Here is a 15998-nt window from a genome sequence, read left to right as displayed (position 1 = left end):
TAACCCTCATCATCGGCTAGGTAATATTATGATAGATTATTTAAAAAGGATTCCTAACGCAAGTTATGATTTACAATGAGCTTACAAACACTGGAGAATATAACGGGACAATTTTCACAGCTCTTACATGTAAACCCAACACCTCTAGCTTCAACATTCATTATCATAGGATTGTCAATACTAATAATCCTTCTTCTCGGAGGCATCGCTTACGGAGTAGTACAGGCTTTTAAAACCTTGCCTAATATGCCGTTCAGAGGTTTCGTTATCTTAATGTTAGTTATAGCCACGTTCCTATTAATTATAGGAATATTAATACCCTAAAATACTATAACTTTTTCCCGTAATACTCTAAGCCATAATCCCTTTCTATTTCTATGATTCTATTATATTTACTAGTCCTTTCACCTCTAGCAGGAGCACCAGTTTTGATAAAGTCACTTTGAACTCCCACTGCTAGGTCAGCAATAAAGGAATCCTCAGTCTCACCACTTCTATGGCTAACTATAACCTTTATGGAATTCTTTTTAGCCAGCTCTATATAGTCGAAAGTTTCGCTTAAAGTACCAATTTGATTAGGTTTAACTATAGTTCCAATGGTCGACTTCTTCTCAATTCCTTTTTTAAGATACTCCACATTAGTGGTATATAGATCATCACCTATTACTATAGTCTTCTTAAGCTTTGACTGTAGAATAGAAAACCTTTCAAAATCATTTTCATTGAATGGATCCTCTAAATATAGAATAGAATACTCATTTGCTAAGCTAACGTAATAATCTATCATTTCATCCGGAGAGTATTTCCTACCGTCTATCTCGTAGGCACCATCTTTGAAAAAGTCTGAAGCCGCTGCGTCCATACCTAGATAAACTTGACCGTCGTACCCAGTCTGTTTTACAGCCGTATATATGAGATCCAAAGCATCCCTAGTCTTCTCGAGAGGTGGAACGACTCCACCTTCATCTCCTAAGGCAGTGTAGAGTTTACCATATCTCTCTGTTATCAGCTCTTTTAGCCTCTTATAGATTGAAGTCGAGGCGATTAAAGCCTCTGAAAATGTATCAAACTCCTTGGGTATGATAATGAACTCTTGGATTTTAAGCATGTTACCCGCATGAAGCCCACCATTTAATATATTAAGTAAGGGTATAGGAACATACCTAACCCTAGGACCTCCAATATATTTGAAATATTCTAGCCCTAGAAATTTAGAGGCAGTTTTGAGAACTGCTATAGAAGTGGCTATTGTAGTGTTCCCTCCAATTCTACTCTTGTTCGGAGTTCCATCAAGCTTAATAAGAGCTTGGTCTATTGCTAACTGATCCAGAACACTAAAGCCATGGAGTGAATCATTAATTACTGAATTAATTATTCGAACAGCTTCTGTAACTCCGCCATCCTTATCCCTAAGTTCTACAGCTTCCCTAGTTCCCTTTGATGCGCCTGCAGGAGCGTCTCCGAAGTCAGAAATCCCGCCGTAAGTCTCAACCCTTACTCTAACTGTCCTGTTACTTCTAGAATCGAGAATTTGATAACCCTTTACCTTTCTTATTCTGAACGAATCGCTCATTTTAAATCCTTGATTAATATTCAAATAGAGAAGATTAATATATGTTACCTATTTGTTACAGCTCAATACCTTTGATCATATACGGGGTATTAACGCCAGTTTACGCTCGAATCCTAAGGGGAAAGATAAGTAACGAAAAAGCATTTTATATCACTTGGGTCACAGCACCGTTTTTGGTAGCGTATTTTTACCTTCAAACCATAATAACTTTACCAATCTTAATATTTTTCAATATTATAGGATATGTAATAGCTTTGAATAAAAAATACAAATTCATATCCCCTTTACTTCTGACGGCGTCAATATTATGCCAATTAATTTATAGTTTATTTGTATTACATATTACTCATGCCTAGGAAAAAACAGAGCGAGCCAGACGTATGCCCTAATTGTGGAACAAAAGTTGATAAACCGACAAAGACTTGGCAACTAGTATCTCCTCTACCAGATGCATATGGAAGAATAACCATAACAGTTATGGGCTCTTATGAATGTCCTAAGTGTGGACATAAATGGAAAGCAGTAGTTTCAAAAATAAAGGCTGGAGGGAGCTCCGTAGAGGTAGAGGGTAAGAAAGGAGTTAAGAAGATAGGAGAAGAGCAAGAGAAGGAGGAGGAAAACAGAGCCGAAGTAATAGAACTTGATTTGAGTGACCTTGATGAAGATGAAGAAGAGTGACATCATACTTTTAATACTTATTTTAATGATCTATATAGGAGTATTTTCAGGAGTAGTACAGACAGCTAGCGTAGAAGGAGTTTCAATGTATCCGGAATTTCAAAATGGCTTCCTAACTTTCTATACTTCTCCAAAAAACATTAGTGTAGGAAATATAATTATATATAAATCAACTCTAGGAACTTATGTAATTCATAGAGTTATTCAAATTAACCCTCAATATAATAGTTATATAACACAAGGTGTAGATCCAATAACCAATCCCATTCCTGATAATAGAATAGGTTTAGAACAACCTTACGGTGTTCCTCACCAATTCGTTATAGGAAAAGTGTTAGAGATTCATGGAATAATATTTTCAATACCTTACCTCGGATATATTTCTATATTATTCTCATTACTTTAAGATAGATATTTTTCCCTCACTTCTCAGTCTGTACACCCTATACGTAGGAGTCACTGAAGAGGGGTGATTTGCAGTAACTTGATCAATCCTACCGACAGAGGTATTTGATGGAGAGTTTAACAGTAATTGCGGATTCTTGTAAGCCTCTTCAACTATCTGCCTAATTGCATCTGCATATTTATCAAGAACCTCTTTCGGTTCGGTTTCAGTAGGTTCTATCATTAAAGCCTCTTCTACGTTAGGCGGGAAATAAATTGTAGGAGCGTAAAAGCCCCTATCGATCAGTGCTTTAGCGATATCATTAGCCGAAATCCCGGTCTCGTTAAACAATTGTTTCGCCGAGAATACAACCTCGTGTTTTCTGGGTCTATCTGAATAAGGTAATGAGAGACCTCTTACTCCCTTGAGTTTACTTATTAGGTAGTTAGTAGCTAGACTACTCAACTTTCCTACCATAGAAATGCCTTCAGAACCTAAACCTAAAATGTATGAATACGCTCTTACAACATTAGCAATATTGCCATAAAAGGTAGCTATCTTACCAATACTTTTAGGCGGAACATAATTTAGTGTAAACTTTCCATCCTTTTTCTGAACTAAGGGATAGGGCAAATAGTCTACTATTTCACCTTTGGCGCATATAGCTCCAGCACCTGGCCCTCCTCCACCATGAGGGACTCCAAAGGTCTTATGGAGATTGAGATGAACAACATCGAATCCCATGTCTCCCGGTCTGACTATTCCCAGTATCCCATTTAGGTTTGCACCATCATAATAGAGTTTAGCATCAACCCTATGAAGAATCTTGGATATCTCTAGAATATCACTCTCAAAAAGTCCTAGTGTATTAGGATTAGTGAGCATGAACCCGGCTGTCTTTTCGCTTGTAACTTCCTTTAATATGTCTATATCTATTAGCCCATCCTTGTTTGTCCTTATGTAGATTACCTTATATCCTGCCATAGCTGCACTTGCTGGATTAGTACCGTGAGCAGAATCCGCTATTAACATTTCATCGCGATTTCTTCTATTCTTATCTTCATGATATTTCTTTATCATTAAGACACCTGCTAATTCTCCAGCCGCACCTGCTGGAACTTGAAGACTACATTGATCCATACCAGTGATCTCAGCTAACATATTTTGCATCTCGTAAATCATTTCCAGAATTCCCTGAACAGTGTCAAAATCTTGTAACGGGTGATATTCAGAAACTATCTCTGAAGTTTTTTCTTCCACTTTAGGATTATATTTCATAGTACATGAGCCTAAAGGCATAAATCCAGTATCCACTCCGAAGCTCATTTGAGAGAGCCTTACGAAGTGCCTAACTACTTCTAGTTCTGATAGCTCTGGTATTTCAGGCTCTTTACTTCTCTTAAGTTTTTCAGGTATTCTTAATTGGATTTCTATTTCCTTCTCGTGTGGAACCAGAGTTCCTATCCTACTATTATTTCCCTTATATTCCGTTATTAGTGGTTCGTCCCACTTAGCTTGTCTCCACATTTTCAATAACCTCCTTCACCTCACTTACTAAAGTGTCGATCATTTGCTTTGTGTGAACCTCAGTAACACAAAACAATGCCTCATTTCTATCAATTTTGATACCACCATGAATTTTCTTCTTTAGTAGATGAGAGTGAATTAAGGAGTAATCAATGGGGAATTTGAGCAAGAACTCTTCAAAGAAGTCCCCTTTAAAGGGCGAGATAACACCGTCTATCCTTTCGAACCGTTCTTTAGCATAATGACTCCTCTTATAAATCTCCTCAGCTAAGTCCTTTAGCCCTTTCCTCCCTAGTAAAGATAAATATACTGCATTTGCGATCGCCATCAAAGCCTCATTGGTAGTAATATTCGAAGTTGCTTTCTCCCTCCTAGCAAATTGCTCCCTAGTTTGTAAAATTAATGTAAAAGCTCTGTTCCCGTCAGAGTCCCTAGTAAGACCTACTATTCTCCCAGGCATTTGTCTGATAAGTTGCCCGTCCCACCTAACTGCCATAATTCCAACTAAAGGACCTCCGTAATTTAAAGGCAAGCCTAGTTCCTGCCCATCACTGATAGCAATATCAACCCCGTATTCACCTGGAGGTTTTATAAGACCGAGAGATAGGGGATTAACACCCATAATAGTTATGATATTGTTCCTTTTAGCATATTCTACTATCTCTTCGACATTCTCTTCAAAGATACCGTAATAGTTAGGCTGTTGTATATATATTGCGGTTATATCTTTAGAAGACGATAGTATCTCTTTTGCCTTTTCATACTCTAATTGACCAGAGTTCTTGTTATAAGGGATCTCAACAATTTTTATTTCCTTACCGTATACCCACGTTTTTAATTCCTCCTTATGATAAGGGTTCATGTTTTCTGGGATTAATATTGTAGATCTCTTGTTGATTCTGTTTGCCATCATCACAGCTTCAGCTAAAGCAGAACCCCAATCATATAGAGATGCATTAACTACTTCCATCTCTAATAGTTCCGCAATCAGACTCTGATACTCGAAAAGTGCCTGAAGTAAACCCTGAGTTATCTCTGGTTGATATGGAGTATAAGAAGTATAGAATTCTGAACGACTAATGATAAATTTTACAGCCTCAGGAACGTAATGAGGGCAAACACCCCCACCCATAAATGGGGGCATGAGTAATTTCATGTTTTTATTTTTTAATTCATTAAGCCTTAACGTAATTTCGTACTCCGATAATGGTTCTTTATAAGGTAAGTTAAGCTCTCTCCTCAATAGGATCTCGTTAGGTACATCGGAGAAGAGATCATAAATATCGTGTACTCCTATTGCTTGAAGCATTTCCTTAATGTGAGCTAGGTTAGGTAGCCACGGATGCATGTCCATATAAATATCAAACAGTTATACTTGATCACGGTTAATAATGTTTAGTTCACCCCTTTTGGATATTGAAATAAAGCTAAATGCGGATATAGGAGAATTCGCAGGCTGGCAAATGCCGATGAAATACACAAGTTATCAAGACGAACACATGGCTGTGAGAACATCGTGTGCATTTTTCGACCTTTCACACATGGGAAGACTCAGAATTAAGGGAAAAAATGACGAGTTGGACAAACTGGTCGCCAAGGATATAAACAAGGAAAAAGAAGGAAAAATGATAGGACCTACCGCATTCCTCAATGATAGGGGTGGTTTTGAAGACGACGTAATGTTATATAAGGTCAAAGAGGATGAGTTTCTCGTTGTTACTAATGCTATAAACAGAGAGAAAATAATCAGTTGGATAAAGAAAAATTCCTCACTAGATGTTCAAGACTTGACATTCGATCTAGCTATGATTGCAATCCAGGGGAGAAATGTGTGGAACTTCGTTGAAAAAGTGGATCTTCAACCTTTAGAATTTAGGTTGAACACAAAATTCATGAGCGAGGATGTATTTTTATTAAGTAGGTCAGGGTGGACGGGAGAGGACGGCGTAGAATTATGGGGATCTCCCGAAACACTCTCAAGGTTGATCACCAAGCTTGTTAATTTGGGTGTGAAGCCAGCAGGTCTAATTACTAGGGACAGTCTGAGGCAAGAAATGGGTTTTGTACTTTATGGGGAGGACATCGATTCAACTACTACACCTATAGAAGCCAGATATTGGGTTTTCTCTCTAGAGAAAGAGTTTATAGGAAGGGACAAGATTTTAGAACAGTTAAAAAATGGAGTAGACAAGATAAGAATCGGATTTAAAGGAAAAAAGAACGAGAGGATCTTACCCAGAAGGGACAATCCGTTTAAAGTTTTAGGTACTCAAATAGGATATGTTACGAGTAGTACTTACAGCCCTTACTTAAGCAGGGTTATAGGAATGGGCTACGTTAAATCGAGTCACCTTTACTTAGGATTTAACTTAAACATTGACGTAAGGGGAAAATTAATAGATGTAAAAATATCAGACTTCCCATTAATTAAGTGATAAAGATGAGCAACGAAATCGTTATAGGAGGAAAATATAAGGTCTTAAAAGACAGATACTATACTGAGACCGACGAGTGGATAACTATAGAAAATAATGTGGCTAAGGTAGGGATAACAGACTACGCTCAGAAGAAGCTGAGAGACATTGTAGGAGTTGACTTACCTCAACCAGGTAGGGAAGTAAAAGCAGGAGAACAAGTCGCCACTGTAGAATCAGTGAAAGCTGCTGCCGATATATATTCCCCACTTTCCGGAAAGATAACAGAAGCCAATGAAGAATTAGTTACCTCGCCCGAATTAATAAATAAAGAACCTTATGGTGCAGGATGGATTTTCAAACTAGAAATTTCAGATCCAAAAGAAATCGAAAAACTGTTAAACTACGAGCAGTACATAAATACAATTAAAAAGAGGGAGGGACTGTAAAATGTCAATAGAGGTATTAGAAGGATACGTGCCCGTTTTTCCAAAGCCATCTTACATGGTTGTAGGAATTCCTGACGCTGGACTCGTAGGAGTCATAGCCACCGAATACCTAATAGAAAAACTCGGTTTGAAGGAATTCGCCACATTATATGCCCCAGGTTTACTACCTCCTATCTCCCACGTAAAAGACGGGATAGCTAAATCACCCATAAAACTTTACCATGGAAATAACATACTCGTCTTCCATTCGTGGATAGCAATTCCCTCAGAAGCATTATATCCGATCTCACGAGAGATAGTAAAAATAGCTAAGAAATATGGTATATCAACGATCATCTCAATAACAGGTCTTCCGATAGAAGACAGATTAAATGCTACTACAATAAACGCGTATTGGATAGGTAATAGTGAAGAGATCGCTCAAGAAATGGAAAAATTTGGCTTAATGAAGAAATTCGGTGACGGGTATATCGCAGGTCCCTATGCTCCGTTACTAATTGAAGCTAAAAAAGAGAACATTAATAACTTCACCATAGTAGTGGAATCGTTCTTAGACCTACCTGATCCCGAAGCATCTGCACTAGCACTTTCAATTCTTTCCAAATATATTGGTTTTAACATATCTGTAGACGAACTGATGCAAGAGGCAGAAGAGATAAGAGAGAAGATCAAAGGCTTAATGGCTCAAACAAAAGCCGAACTTCCAAGATACGCATCTGGCAAACCTATGACCTACGCGTGATTAAAAATGCCAGTTTTTAAAGATCTGGATGAATTAATCAGATACTTAATATCTAAACAAAAGGAGGAATTTAAGCAGATAGAGCAAGAAATTAAGAGAGAGTTTGCAGAAGTCGAGAACTTCATTAAGTCAAGATCTCCCTTATACTCCGTTGAGGAACTACAAGATTGTTATAAATATGTAATAGACATGCCGAAAGCCGATACATCAAGCCTTAAAGTCACAACAAGTGAAAACACTATAAGAGTTTATTGCAAGACAAAAAGCGGTAATACATATTATCTTAAATTCACAATTCCACCAGATGCAGATCCTAATTCTGTTGAAGTAACAAGACACAAATGGTTGATCGTAATTACGGTTAAAAAGAAGCACTAATTTTTTTAAAAGCTTAGAATAAGTTAGAAATGTTTATATAAACGCCGTTTAAGTTTAATAATAGGGAATTATTTTGGCAGAGGAAACTAATAAAACACCAAAAGACGTGGAGACTAGAAAAGTTCAAAGATTAGGTTCATCCTCCCTTTTCATCACATTACCCAAGAAGTGGATTAACAAGTGGGGAATAAAACCAGGAGATAAAATTATTATGGAGATCTCTGAAGATGGGACACTAAGGTTAGTAGCGGAAAAAGTAAAGATAAACTACAACAGGAGGAATGTAAAGATAGATATAGATAGCTATAAACAACCCATGACTACAGCAATACCATGTTTATACATCTTAGGATACGACGAGATCGTATTTACTTCAAAAAAGAACATAGATCCTAAAGAATTTGAAGACGTAATAAATTACTCAAAGCACTTGGTAGGAATTGAAGTAGCAGAAACTAGTGAAAACAGTATAAAGCTGGACTGCTTGCTCGATACTGAAAAAATAGGCTCCGAGTCCCTTCTCAGACGTATTCTGAACATTGCATCAAGAAAAGTTGATGAAATTCTAGGATACTTAAAAGGACAACCCTTGGCAGAAGTGCAGCCTAGCTTAGAGGACTTGAAGAGAGTACAATTGATGTTATTGAGAAGGAGTATGGGAGGCAGATACACGTCTGAAAGAGACACATTAAGAAACTTCATAATAGCTATTAACTCGATTATTATTCTCCGTGTATACAACATTATGACTAAATTAAGCAACACGATAAAGAACACTAAACCGATCCTCACTCAAGAACAAGTAAAGATCTTGACGGAAATGTTCCAGAAAATAAATGACTTATTTGATGAGATCATAATGACAATATTATTCCCGAGCGTTAAAAGGATCTCTAACGGCCATAATATAATCTCCCAGTTGAAACAAGGACTAGAACAGCTTAACATACAAGAACCGTTAATCAAAAATTATCTAGAGGAGTTAGTTCAAAGTTTAGAGGAGGCGTTAACAAACTCCTCTTGCTCAATATTTTTGGAAGAATTGCCGTGGATCGAGAGAAATTTTAATGCGTGAACAGAAATAGATATGGAGAAAAGTAATGACCACGCTAAAAATAAAAAACCTTCACGTGCAAGTTGAAGGAAGAGAGATACTTAAGGGAGTAGAGCTTGAAATTAACTCAAGAGAAATTCACGTACTTATGGGGCCTAACGGAAGCGGTAAAACCTCTTTATCATTAGCTATAATGGGACACCCTAAATATAAAATCACAGAAGGTAAAATCCTTCTTGACGGAGAAGATATCACAAACCTAGAGACTTATGAGAAAGTGAGAAAAGGTCTTTTCTTAGCTTTCCAAAATCCTATAGAGATTAGTGGAGTTAAACTTTCTACGCTTCTTGTAGCAGAATATAACAGAATTTACGGCTCCTCAACACAACCCTTACAAGTGATATCACAAGTTAAAGAGCTAAGCAAAACTGTAGGTGTTTCAGACTCACTTTTAAACAGAGGGATTTTCGAAGGATTTAGTGGAGGAGAGAAGAAAAGAACAGAAATCCTTCAAATGCTCCTCATGAAACCTAAAATAGCAATCCTAGACGAGCCAGACTCAGGAGTAGACGTGGATGGATTAAAAGCGATTTCAAATTCTATACTAAAGCTCAGAGAGGAAAACAATACTGGGTATTTGATAATTACTCATTATAGAAGGATCTTAGAACATATCAACGCCGACAGAGTACACGTACTATATAAAGGAAAGATCGTTGCTAGCGGAGGTATGGAGTTAGCTAAACTAATAGATGAAAAAGGTTACGAAGGAATAGTCAAATGATAGACTCTTTTTACAAATTATTCATAAGCAAGTTTAAATTAGATCTTTAACACAGTTAATGTGAGGTAATCCCAATTGCCAGAAGAGAAAATATCCGTTGATCTAAACGAATTAATAAACGCTACAATAGAAGCTAAAAATCACTCGCTCACACAGCAAGAATTCCATAAGAGAGTGGTGGAATCTGGACTTAGCAAAGACGTGATAACCGAAATTTCTAAGATAAAGAAGGAACCTGAATGGATGCTAAGGTTGAGGCTAAGAAGCCTTGAGTTATTTGAAAAACTCCCCACACCTAATTGGCTTCCTGACTTCCTATCAGAGCTAGACGTTTCCAAAATGGAAATTTACATTAAACCAGACGTAGAGAGAACTTCTAACTGGGATCAAATACCACCAGAAATAAGAAAATATTACGAACAGTTAGGAATACCACAATCAGAACAACAATACCTAGGAGGTTTAGTAGCAACTTTTGAATCAGAACCGATATATAGTAACGTAAAAGCGGAACTTCAAAAGAAAGGGGTAATTATGATGCCCCCTGAAGAAGCAGTCCAGAAGTATCCAGATATAGTCAAAGAATACTTCACAAAAATATTCCCAGTCTCAGACCACAAATTCGCAGCCCTACACGGAGCATTATGGAGTGGAGGAGTATTCGTATACGTCCCTAAAGGAGTAAAAATAACAATGCCCGTTGAAGGGTTTTTCATAATAGGTACAGAAATGGAAGGACAGTTTGAACACACACTCCTAATTGCTGATGAGGGGTCTTATATTCACTTTATAGAAGGATGTAGTGCGCCACAGTTTAAGAAGTTCTCCTTCCACGACGGAATGGTCGAACTTTACGCTAAGAAGAACGCATACATTAAATTCACTACAGTTCAGAACTGGAGCAAGAACATAATTAACTTTAATAATAAAAGAGCGTGGGCTGATGAAAATGCAACAGTAGAATGGGTAGAAGGCTCTTTAGGATCAAAATATAGCTTTGTTTACCCCTCCACTATCCTAAGAGGTAAAAATGCAACCTCAACCAGCTTAGTAGTAACATTAGCAAGTGGAGAAGGAGAATGGAAAGATAGTGGTTCAAAAATGATACATGCTGCACCTAATACTAAAAGTAAAGTCGTAAGTAAAAACATCGGATTCAATGGAGGAGTTAATATATACAGAGGACTAATAAGAGTTAACAAAGGTGCAGTGGGATCTAAAGCATTTGTAAAGTGTGATTCGTTAATGTTAGATGAAAAAACTAAAGCCTATACATTCCCCCATAATCAAGTGTTTGAGGAAGATGCAGATGTAGCTCATGAGGCTCACACATTCAGAATGAACGAAGACCAGTTATTCTATCTAGAGAACAGAGGAATAGACGAGAAAGAAGCTGTGTCAATGCTAGTACTAGGATTTATAGACGAGATAATGAAAGAGTTACCATTCGAATACGCTACAATGTTAAACAAGGTTATTAAATTAGAACTCGACAAGCTAGGTGCAGTCGCATAATGTCCATAATAGATTTTTCCTCAGCTCAACAGTATATTTCAAAGTTTAGTAATAAAAGTGAAAGAGAAAGACTTTTATCATTATATTTATCCCTCCCTTATCAGAGGATTAACGATTCCCCTACTCTAAAACACTACACAGACTGGAGCAGATTTGAAAAATTGAACCTACAAGTTAATGATTTCTTGCCCTCGAAGGAAGGAAGAAAGATAGATGGTTATACTGAAATTACTTATCCATCTGAGATCGAAACAAAGGATGAACCCACTAACTCACTTATAAAAGCCGAGGAACATAAGCTAGTAAGCTTAACACTCGCATTATCAAATAAGATCACCATATCTTCATCAAATTTAAAGTCAAAGAAGATCCTATTTTACCACACGTCTTCTGAAGGAGTATTTTATCCCCTAAATTTAGAGGTTAAAGTAGAAGACGGAGACACGATGGACTTCGTTTATATGAGCGATAGTCCGAAGGATGGAATGACCTCATCTGTTATATCCTTTGAAGTAGGAAGAGATGCACAGCTAAATCTTACTATAATAGGGCTTTCCTCTAACCTATTCATTTATTCCAAGGCATTAGTAAAAGGAGAGCTTAACACCAACATTTTCACCTCAAGGTCGTTTATCTCACATGTAAGTTACTCAATCGAATTAATGGAAAACGCAATATCTACATTTTCAGCAAAGACCATAGGATTAAATGATGATAATATAAATGTAAGAGTAAGTGCAATTCATAAAGGTAAAAGGAGTAAAAGCGATGGCATGCTAAAGGCTATATCTACAGATTCCGCATTGTCCGTAATAGGAGGAGATGCAATAGTATCAGAAGAGGCGTTAGATTCCTCAACATCTATAATAGGTAGAGCGTATAACATCGGTAAGGACTCTAAAGCAGTAGTTGCTCCAATGTTAGAGGTCAAGACTGGGAGGGTTCAGTTAGCAAAGCACTCAGCTTCAATTTCGAGAGTACCAGATGAGCTTATCTTTTATCTGGAGACTAGAGGATTCAGCAGAAAAGAAGCAGAGTCCATGATAATTAAAGGTTTCATAATAGATGAAAATGATCCTCAGTTCTTAGAGAAAATAATCGACGAAATACTTACGGAGGCAAAAGTATTAGTTTCAGTCTAGTCTCTCTATTCTGACTTAAGCGAAAAATCCCTTATTTATAATCTACGTAAAAGGTAATACTGAGGGAGCATGAGAGTAATCACGTTCAAGGTCGAAGAAGAGTTGTTACAAGAGCTTGACCTCTATGCAGTTAATTCTAGAAACACCAGAAGTGAGATAATAAGAGAGGCCCTCATAAAATATCTGAGAGAAAAGAAAGCCGCCGCGGGGACTTGAACCCCGGACCACCGGCTATCTCGAGATAGACCTTACAAGGCCGGCGCTCTACCAGTCTGAGCTACGGCGGCAAGTTATTATTTTACCCATTAATTTTAAAGTTTTATCCCGTTAATACCGTCAAAACGTTTTTACGATATTACGAGTCTAATAGCTCTAAATATACCCACTTTTTCCGCTAATTCAGCTAGCTCACCTTTCACAAATTTACCATAAAAATCACCAAAATAAATTCCCCCTATCCTGACTATTATGGCTAGTTGGTTAAACCTAAACTTTTCATCCTCCCCTAATGCATTCAACATCGCTCTTCTTCCCGATTGGACTGCTACTTGAGCTGACATTGGTATGAATTTCGTCGTCGTTGCACAATCTCCGGCTCCATATACGTCATCGTAGTCAACCGACTTAAGATAATCATCTACTATCATCCTACCGTTTATATTGGTTAGTCCAATCTCACTGATCATCGGGGAGCCCTTAAATCCTACAGATGAAATTATGAGATCAGCTCTAATCTCATGATCGTTAGTTACTACTAGATTCTTCTCTATTTTTTCTACTTTATTCTTAAGTAATACCTTTACTCCCAATCCAGTAAGTAATTCATAAGCATAAGTTGAAGACTCAGTACTCATAAAAGGTAAAAGCCTATCTTGTGCTTCTATTAGGTAAACTTCCTTCAAAGGATCCATTTCTTTTATAATCCCTGCTAATTCAACACCTAAATTACCTCCGCCTAATATTACAACAGACTTAGCCTTCAACAATTTATCTCTTAATTTTAGAGAATCTTGTATGTCTTCGACTTTCTCTGTGTTCGGAAATATTTTCTGAGAATACCCTAGTGCTATTATCAATTTATCATATTGGAACTCGCCCTTGTCAGTGATAACTACCTTTTTCCTAAAATCCACGTTCCTCACTCTAGCAACCAATACTTTATGGTAAGGGATCTTAGCTAACTTCGGATCTCCAGTCTTTATTACGTCCACTAGCCTATGGGTGAGAGTAAAATAACTTTTCTGATCTATAAGTAAAGCGTCAGGATTTGTTTTTAAAGCAGATAAACCTGCAAATCCTCCACCTAAAATTATAGTCTTCATAAGTATATATCAACTTTCAACTTTTTAAAGCTAGTTTCGTAATATTTAAAATTTTCACTTTTTTCCCAGTTCACCTCAAGTACTGAAGGCACATCGTGAAATGCTTATAGAATATAGACTAAATACCACTTACTGTCAAACTCATAAGAGTAAGGAGAAATTATCTAAAGTGGTTTCGCAGAACAGAAAATTAAAATTCGGCTAAAAAATTCTAGTTAAGAAGTAAAGGACTTGATCGAGAGACTAAAGAGTTTGTTTTTAATGAATCCTGTCAAGTTTGCATTTGAAATCTATGACTCAGAGGTCGATAACGAGTATGCAGATCTTACGGTAATTAATGAGGGTTATTTAATGTTTTACAGAAAATTTAAGCCAATTACGATACTGCTTTACGCGGAGAAGGAAGAGACAGCTAAAAAGTTACTGAGTTCAATAAGGGAAGACAAATTCGTACCGTTTGTGGAACCTAGATGGAGATCTTTGTTGAACTTTCCAAACAGTAAGATTTATCCAGAGCTCTTGATAGTGTGTAGATCTCCTATAGTCTTTAAGAGAGAGGATGTTAGGGAGTTGAATATGAAGGACTCTAATGAAATACTAAAAATCTATGGGAAAGAGAGGGGTAACACGTTACTACAGATGATAAAGAAAAATGAACTACTGCATACAGATTGTTTTTAAACGATCACCTAGTCTCAGCGGCTTATACATTGATTGAACTAGAGAAAGTTGCTGTAATAGTGGAAGTCCTAACTAAGGAAGAATTTAGGAATAGAGGTTTTGCAACTTCAGTTGTATCAATGTTGACTGAAGACCTTATTAAAAGAGGTAAAGTAGCCTCATTGTACGTGAGAGGAGATAACAGCCATGCAATTTATGTTTATATGAAGATAGGATTTATAGAATATTGGAAAAGGTTATGGATAACTGTAAATACTGATACAAAACCTCTGCAAATATAATAGATGTGTATCTATGCCTTTTTGCATTTTTTCTCTTTAATATGAACACTTTAAGTCCTTTGATAAATTAAATAGATATTAATGTAGAGTATACCTAGATATTTTAACTGAATTTAAAAGATAATTCATACTCTATTTCATGCTAAACTATCATTATTTTAATAATAACGTTACATAACATTCCATTAAACTATTATTTAGTTAATTATCACTTTTTCATCTCCCAACTAAGCCTAGAGAATCTTCTACCATATGCCCCTGAACTTCTAAATATAAACTTTATAACCGAATTAACACTTAAAAAATATAGTGCCGCCGTAGCTCAGCCTGGTTAGAGCGCCGGACTCATACGGCGCAGGGGACATCCGGTTGTCCGGGGTTCAAATCCCCGCGGCGGCATCTCCCTAATCTTTATCATAAATTGAAAGAGATTTACGTTCTTATGAGGGAGTATGATTGGAAACGTCTGAGGAAGAAACTGGAAACGCATAATATCAATTAGGTCTCTGACGTATTTATTAGAAGAGGGGTAGGAATAATAGACATTTTCGGGCTGACGGAGTATCAGAAGATCAAAATCTTAGAGAGGACACTGGAGAAGAGCTTATCAGACAAAGAAGGATAAACGAGGTAACTATAGTCTGGAAGGAATTCCATTCTTTCTATTGACTTCAGAGGACTGCAATATGAAAATGAAAGATATCATTATTGTTAAGTCAAGCAGAGAAGAGTTATATTAATATCTCACGAAAGCCTGAGGTCTATGAATTTGAATGGACTAAATTCCCTATTATTAGCTCTTCTTTCAATTTAATTACAGAGAAAGAATTAGACCTAGAGCGATGATAATAAGAAGCATTACCGAGGAAATACCTACCGCAGTACCTACACAAATACCTCTGCCTACCCAAAGGCCTACCACACTTGACAACATGATGACTACTACAAGAAGGACGTGCTAGGTCTTGTCTGATTGCAAGCTTTCTGCTCATAAATAATTCTGGTTATACAAAATATACATAGCTTAATGACTGCACTATGCTCACACTGACTCAAAAAGTAATTCAAGATAT

Annotated in this window: 18 protein-coding genes, 2 tRNA genes and 1 pseudogene; 15 read left to right on the top strand and 6 right to left on the bottom strand. The window is 36.9% G+C overall.

Annotated features, from left to right (window positions below; translation table 11 throughout):
* The first annotated feature begins 75 nt into the window (after positions 1-75).
* Entirely contained in the window at positions 76-324 is a 249-nt protein-coding gene (locus WIW89_RS07920) for a hypothetical protein (protein WP_337710054.1), read from the top strand.
* A 4-nt stretch (positions 325-328) separates the two neighbouring features.
* On the opposite strand, the gene eno is transcribed toward WIW89_RS07920, so the two are convergent.
* The gene (gene eno / locus WIW89_RS07915; protein ID WP_337710056.1) at positions 329-1573 is read right to left on the bottom strand and encodes a phosphopyruvate hydratase; all 1245 of its coding nucleotides are present in this window, start codon (positions 1571-1573) and stop codon (positions 329-331) included.
* A gap of 348 nt (positions 1574-1921) precedes the next feature.
* Between eno and WIW89_RS07910 the strand changes: the two genes are divergently transcribed.
* Entirely contained in the window at positions 1922-2251 is a 330-nt protein-coding gene (locus WIW89_RS07910) for a chromatin protein Cren7 (RefSeq protein WP_337701333.1), read from the top strand.
* The gene (locus WIW89_RS07905) at positions 2232-2657 is read left to right on the top strand and encodes a signal peptidase I (protein WP_337720345.1); all 426 of its coding nucleotides are present in this window, start codon (positions 2232-2234) and stop codon (positions 2655-2657) included. Before WIW89_RS07910 ends, WIW89_RS07905 begins: the two co-directional genes overlap by 20 nt.
* Here WIW89_RS07905 and gcvPB read toward each other — a convergent pair.
* Both gcvPB and gcvPA read right to left on the bottom strand, forming a co-directional pair.
* Positions 2649-4163: an aminomethyl-transferring glycine dehydrogenase subunit GcvPB gene (gene gcvPB, locus WIW89_RS07900; RefSeq protein ID WP_337720439.1), complete on the bottom strand. Its 1515-nt coding sequence runs from the start codon at positions 4161-4163 to the stop codon at positions 2649-2651. The two genes, WIW89_RS07905 and gcvPB, sit on opposite strands and share 9 nt — an antisense overlap.
* Entirely contained in the window at positions 4147-5517 is a 1371-nt protein-coding gene (gene gcvPA / locus WIW89_RS07895) for an aminomethyl-transferring glycine dehydrogenase subunit GcvPA (RefSeq protein ID WP_337720344.1), read from the bottom strand. The genes gcvPB and gcvPA overlap by 17 nt, the downstream gene beginning before the upstream one ends.
* Before the next feature lie 37 nt (positions 5518-5554).
* On the opposite strand from gcvPA, the gene gcvT reads away from it, so the two are divergent.
* From gcvT to WIW89_RS07850, 9 genes are all read left to right on the top strand, one after another.
* Positions 5555-6598 carry a glycine cleavage system aminomethyltransferase GcvT gene (gcvT, locus tag WIW89_RS07890; RefSeq protein WP_337720343.1) on the top strand — a complete coding sequence of 348 codons (1044 nt, stop codon included), beginning with the start codon at positions 5555-5557 and terminating at the stop codon, positions 6596-6598.
* Between the two features lie 5 nt (positions 6599-6603).
* A complete protein-coding gene (gene gcvH / locus WIW89_RS07885; RefSeq protein WP_337720342.1) occupies positions 6604-7026 on the top strand; it encodes a glycine cleavage system protein GcvH in 423 nt (140 codons plus the stop codon).
* A 1-nt stretch (position 7027) separates the two neighbouring features.
* Positions 7028-7768, top strand: coding sequence for a proteasome assembly chaperone family protein (locus WIW89_RS07880; protein ID WP_337720341.1), 741 nt, complete (start codon positions 7028-7030; stop codon positions 7766-7768).
* A gap of 6 nt (positions 7769-7774) precedes the next feature.
* Complete coding sequence (locus tag WIW89_RS07875; protein ID WP_337720340.1) at positions 7775-8146, top strand: Hsp20/alpha crystallin family protein; 372 nt, start codon at positions 7775-7777, stop codon at positions 8144-8146.
* Positions 8147-8219: 73 nt separating this feature from the next.
* A complete protein-coding gene (locus WIW89_RS07870; RefSeq protein WP_337710066.1) occupies positions 8220-9221 on the top strand; it encodes an AbrB/MazE/SpoVT family DNA-binding domain-containing protein in 1002 nt (333 codons plus the stop codon).
* Positions 9222-9246: 25 nt separating this feature from the next.
* The gene (gene sufC, locus WIW89_RS07865; RefSeq protein WP_337701317.1) at positions 9247-9984 is read left to right on the top strand and encodes a Fe-S cluster assembly ATPase SufC; all 738 of its coding nucleotides are present in this window, start codon (positions 9247-9249) and stop codon (positions 9982-9984) included.
* Positions 9985-10059: 75 nt separating this feature from the next.
* Positions 10060-11499, top strand: a complete 1440-nt coding sequence (sufB, locus tag WIW89_RS07860) for a Fe-S cluster assembly protein SufB (RefSeq protein WP_337710068.1) — start codon at positions 10060-10062, stop codon at positions 11497-11499.
* Complete coding sequence (locus WIW89_RS07855; RefSeq protein WP_337720339.1) at positions 11499-12641, top strand: SufB/SufD family protein; 1143 nt, start codon at positions 11499-11501, stop codon at positions 12639-12641. Before sufB ends, WIW89_RS07855 begins: the two co-directional genes overlap by 1 nt.
* A gap of 69 nt (positions 12642-12710) precedes the next feature.
* A complete protein-coding gene (locus WIW89_RS07850) occupies positions 12711-12857 on the top strand; it encodes a ribbon-helix-helix protein, CopG family (protein ID WP_156007956.1) in 147 nt (48 codons plus the stop codon).
* On the opposite strand, the gene WIW89_RS07845 is transcribed toward WIW89_RS07850, so the two are convergent.
* A tRNA-Thr gene (locus tag WIW89_RS07845) sits at positions 12839-12928 on the bottom strand. The genes WIW89_RS07850 and WIW89_RS07845 overlap by 19 nt on opposite strands.
* Positions 12929-12988: 60 nt before the next feature.
* Positions 12989-13963, bottom strand: coding sequence for an NAD(P)/FAD-dependent oxidoreductase (locus tag WIW89_RS07840; RefSeq protein WP_337710072.1), 975 nt, complete (start codon positions 13961-13963; stop codon positions 12989-12991).
* Between the two features lie 261 nt (positions 13964-14224).
* Between WIW89_RS07840 and WIW89_RS07835 the strand changes: the two genes are divergently transcribed.
* From WIW89_RS07835 to WIW89_RS07825, 3 genes are all read left to right on the top strand, one after another.
* Positions 14225-14644 carry a hypothetical protein gene (locus tag WIW89_RS07835; protein ID WP_337720338.1) on the top strand — a complete coding sequence of 140 codons (420 nt, stop codon included), beginning with the start codon at positions 14225-14227 and terminating at the stop codon, positions 14642-14644.
* Positions 14635-14925: a GNAT family N-acetyltransferase gene (locus WIW89_RS07830; RefSeq protein WP_337720337.1), complete on the top strand. Its 291-nt coding sequence runs from the start codon at positions 14635-14637 to the stop codon at positions 14923-14925. The genes WIW89_RS07835 and WIW89_RS07830 overlap by 10 nt, the downstream gene beginning before the upstream one ends.
* A gap of 311 nt (positions 14926-15236) precedes the next feature.
* Positions 15237-15324 (top strand) — tRNA-Met (locus tag WIW89_RS07825).
* Positions 15325-15716: 392 nt separating this feature from the next.
* On the opposite strand, the pseudogene WIW89_RS07820 reads toward WIW89_RS07825, so the two are convergent.
* Positions 15717-15917 (bottom strand): annotated as a pseudogene (locus tag WIW89_RS07820) (IS1/IS1595 family N-terminal zinc-binding domain-containing protein); the annotation flags it as partial.
* Between the last annotated feature and the right edge of the window lie 81 nt (positions 15918-15998).

The organism is Stygiolobus sp. CP850M (genome assembly GCF_037389425.1).
Taxonomy (GTDB): Archaea; Thermoproteota; Thermoprotei_A; order Sulfolobales; family Sulfolobaceae; genus Stygiolobus.
The sequence above is the reverse complement of the archived record's forward strand: the minus strand, read 5'-3'. Positions and strand labels throughout refer to the sequence as shown.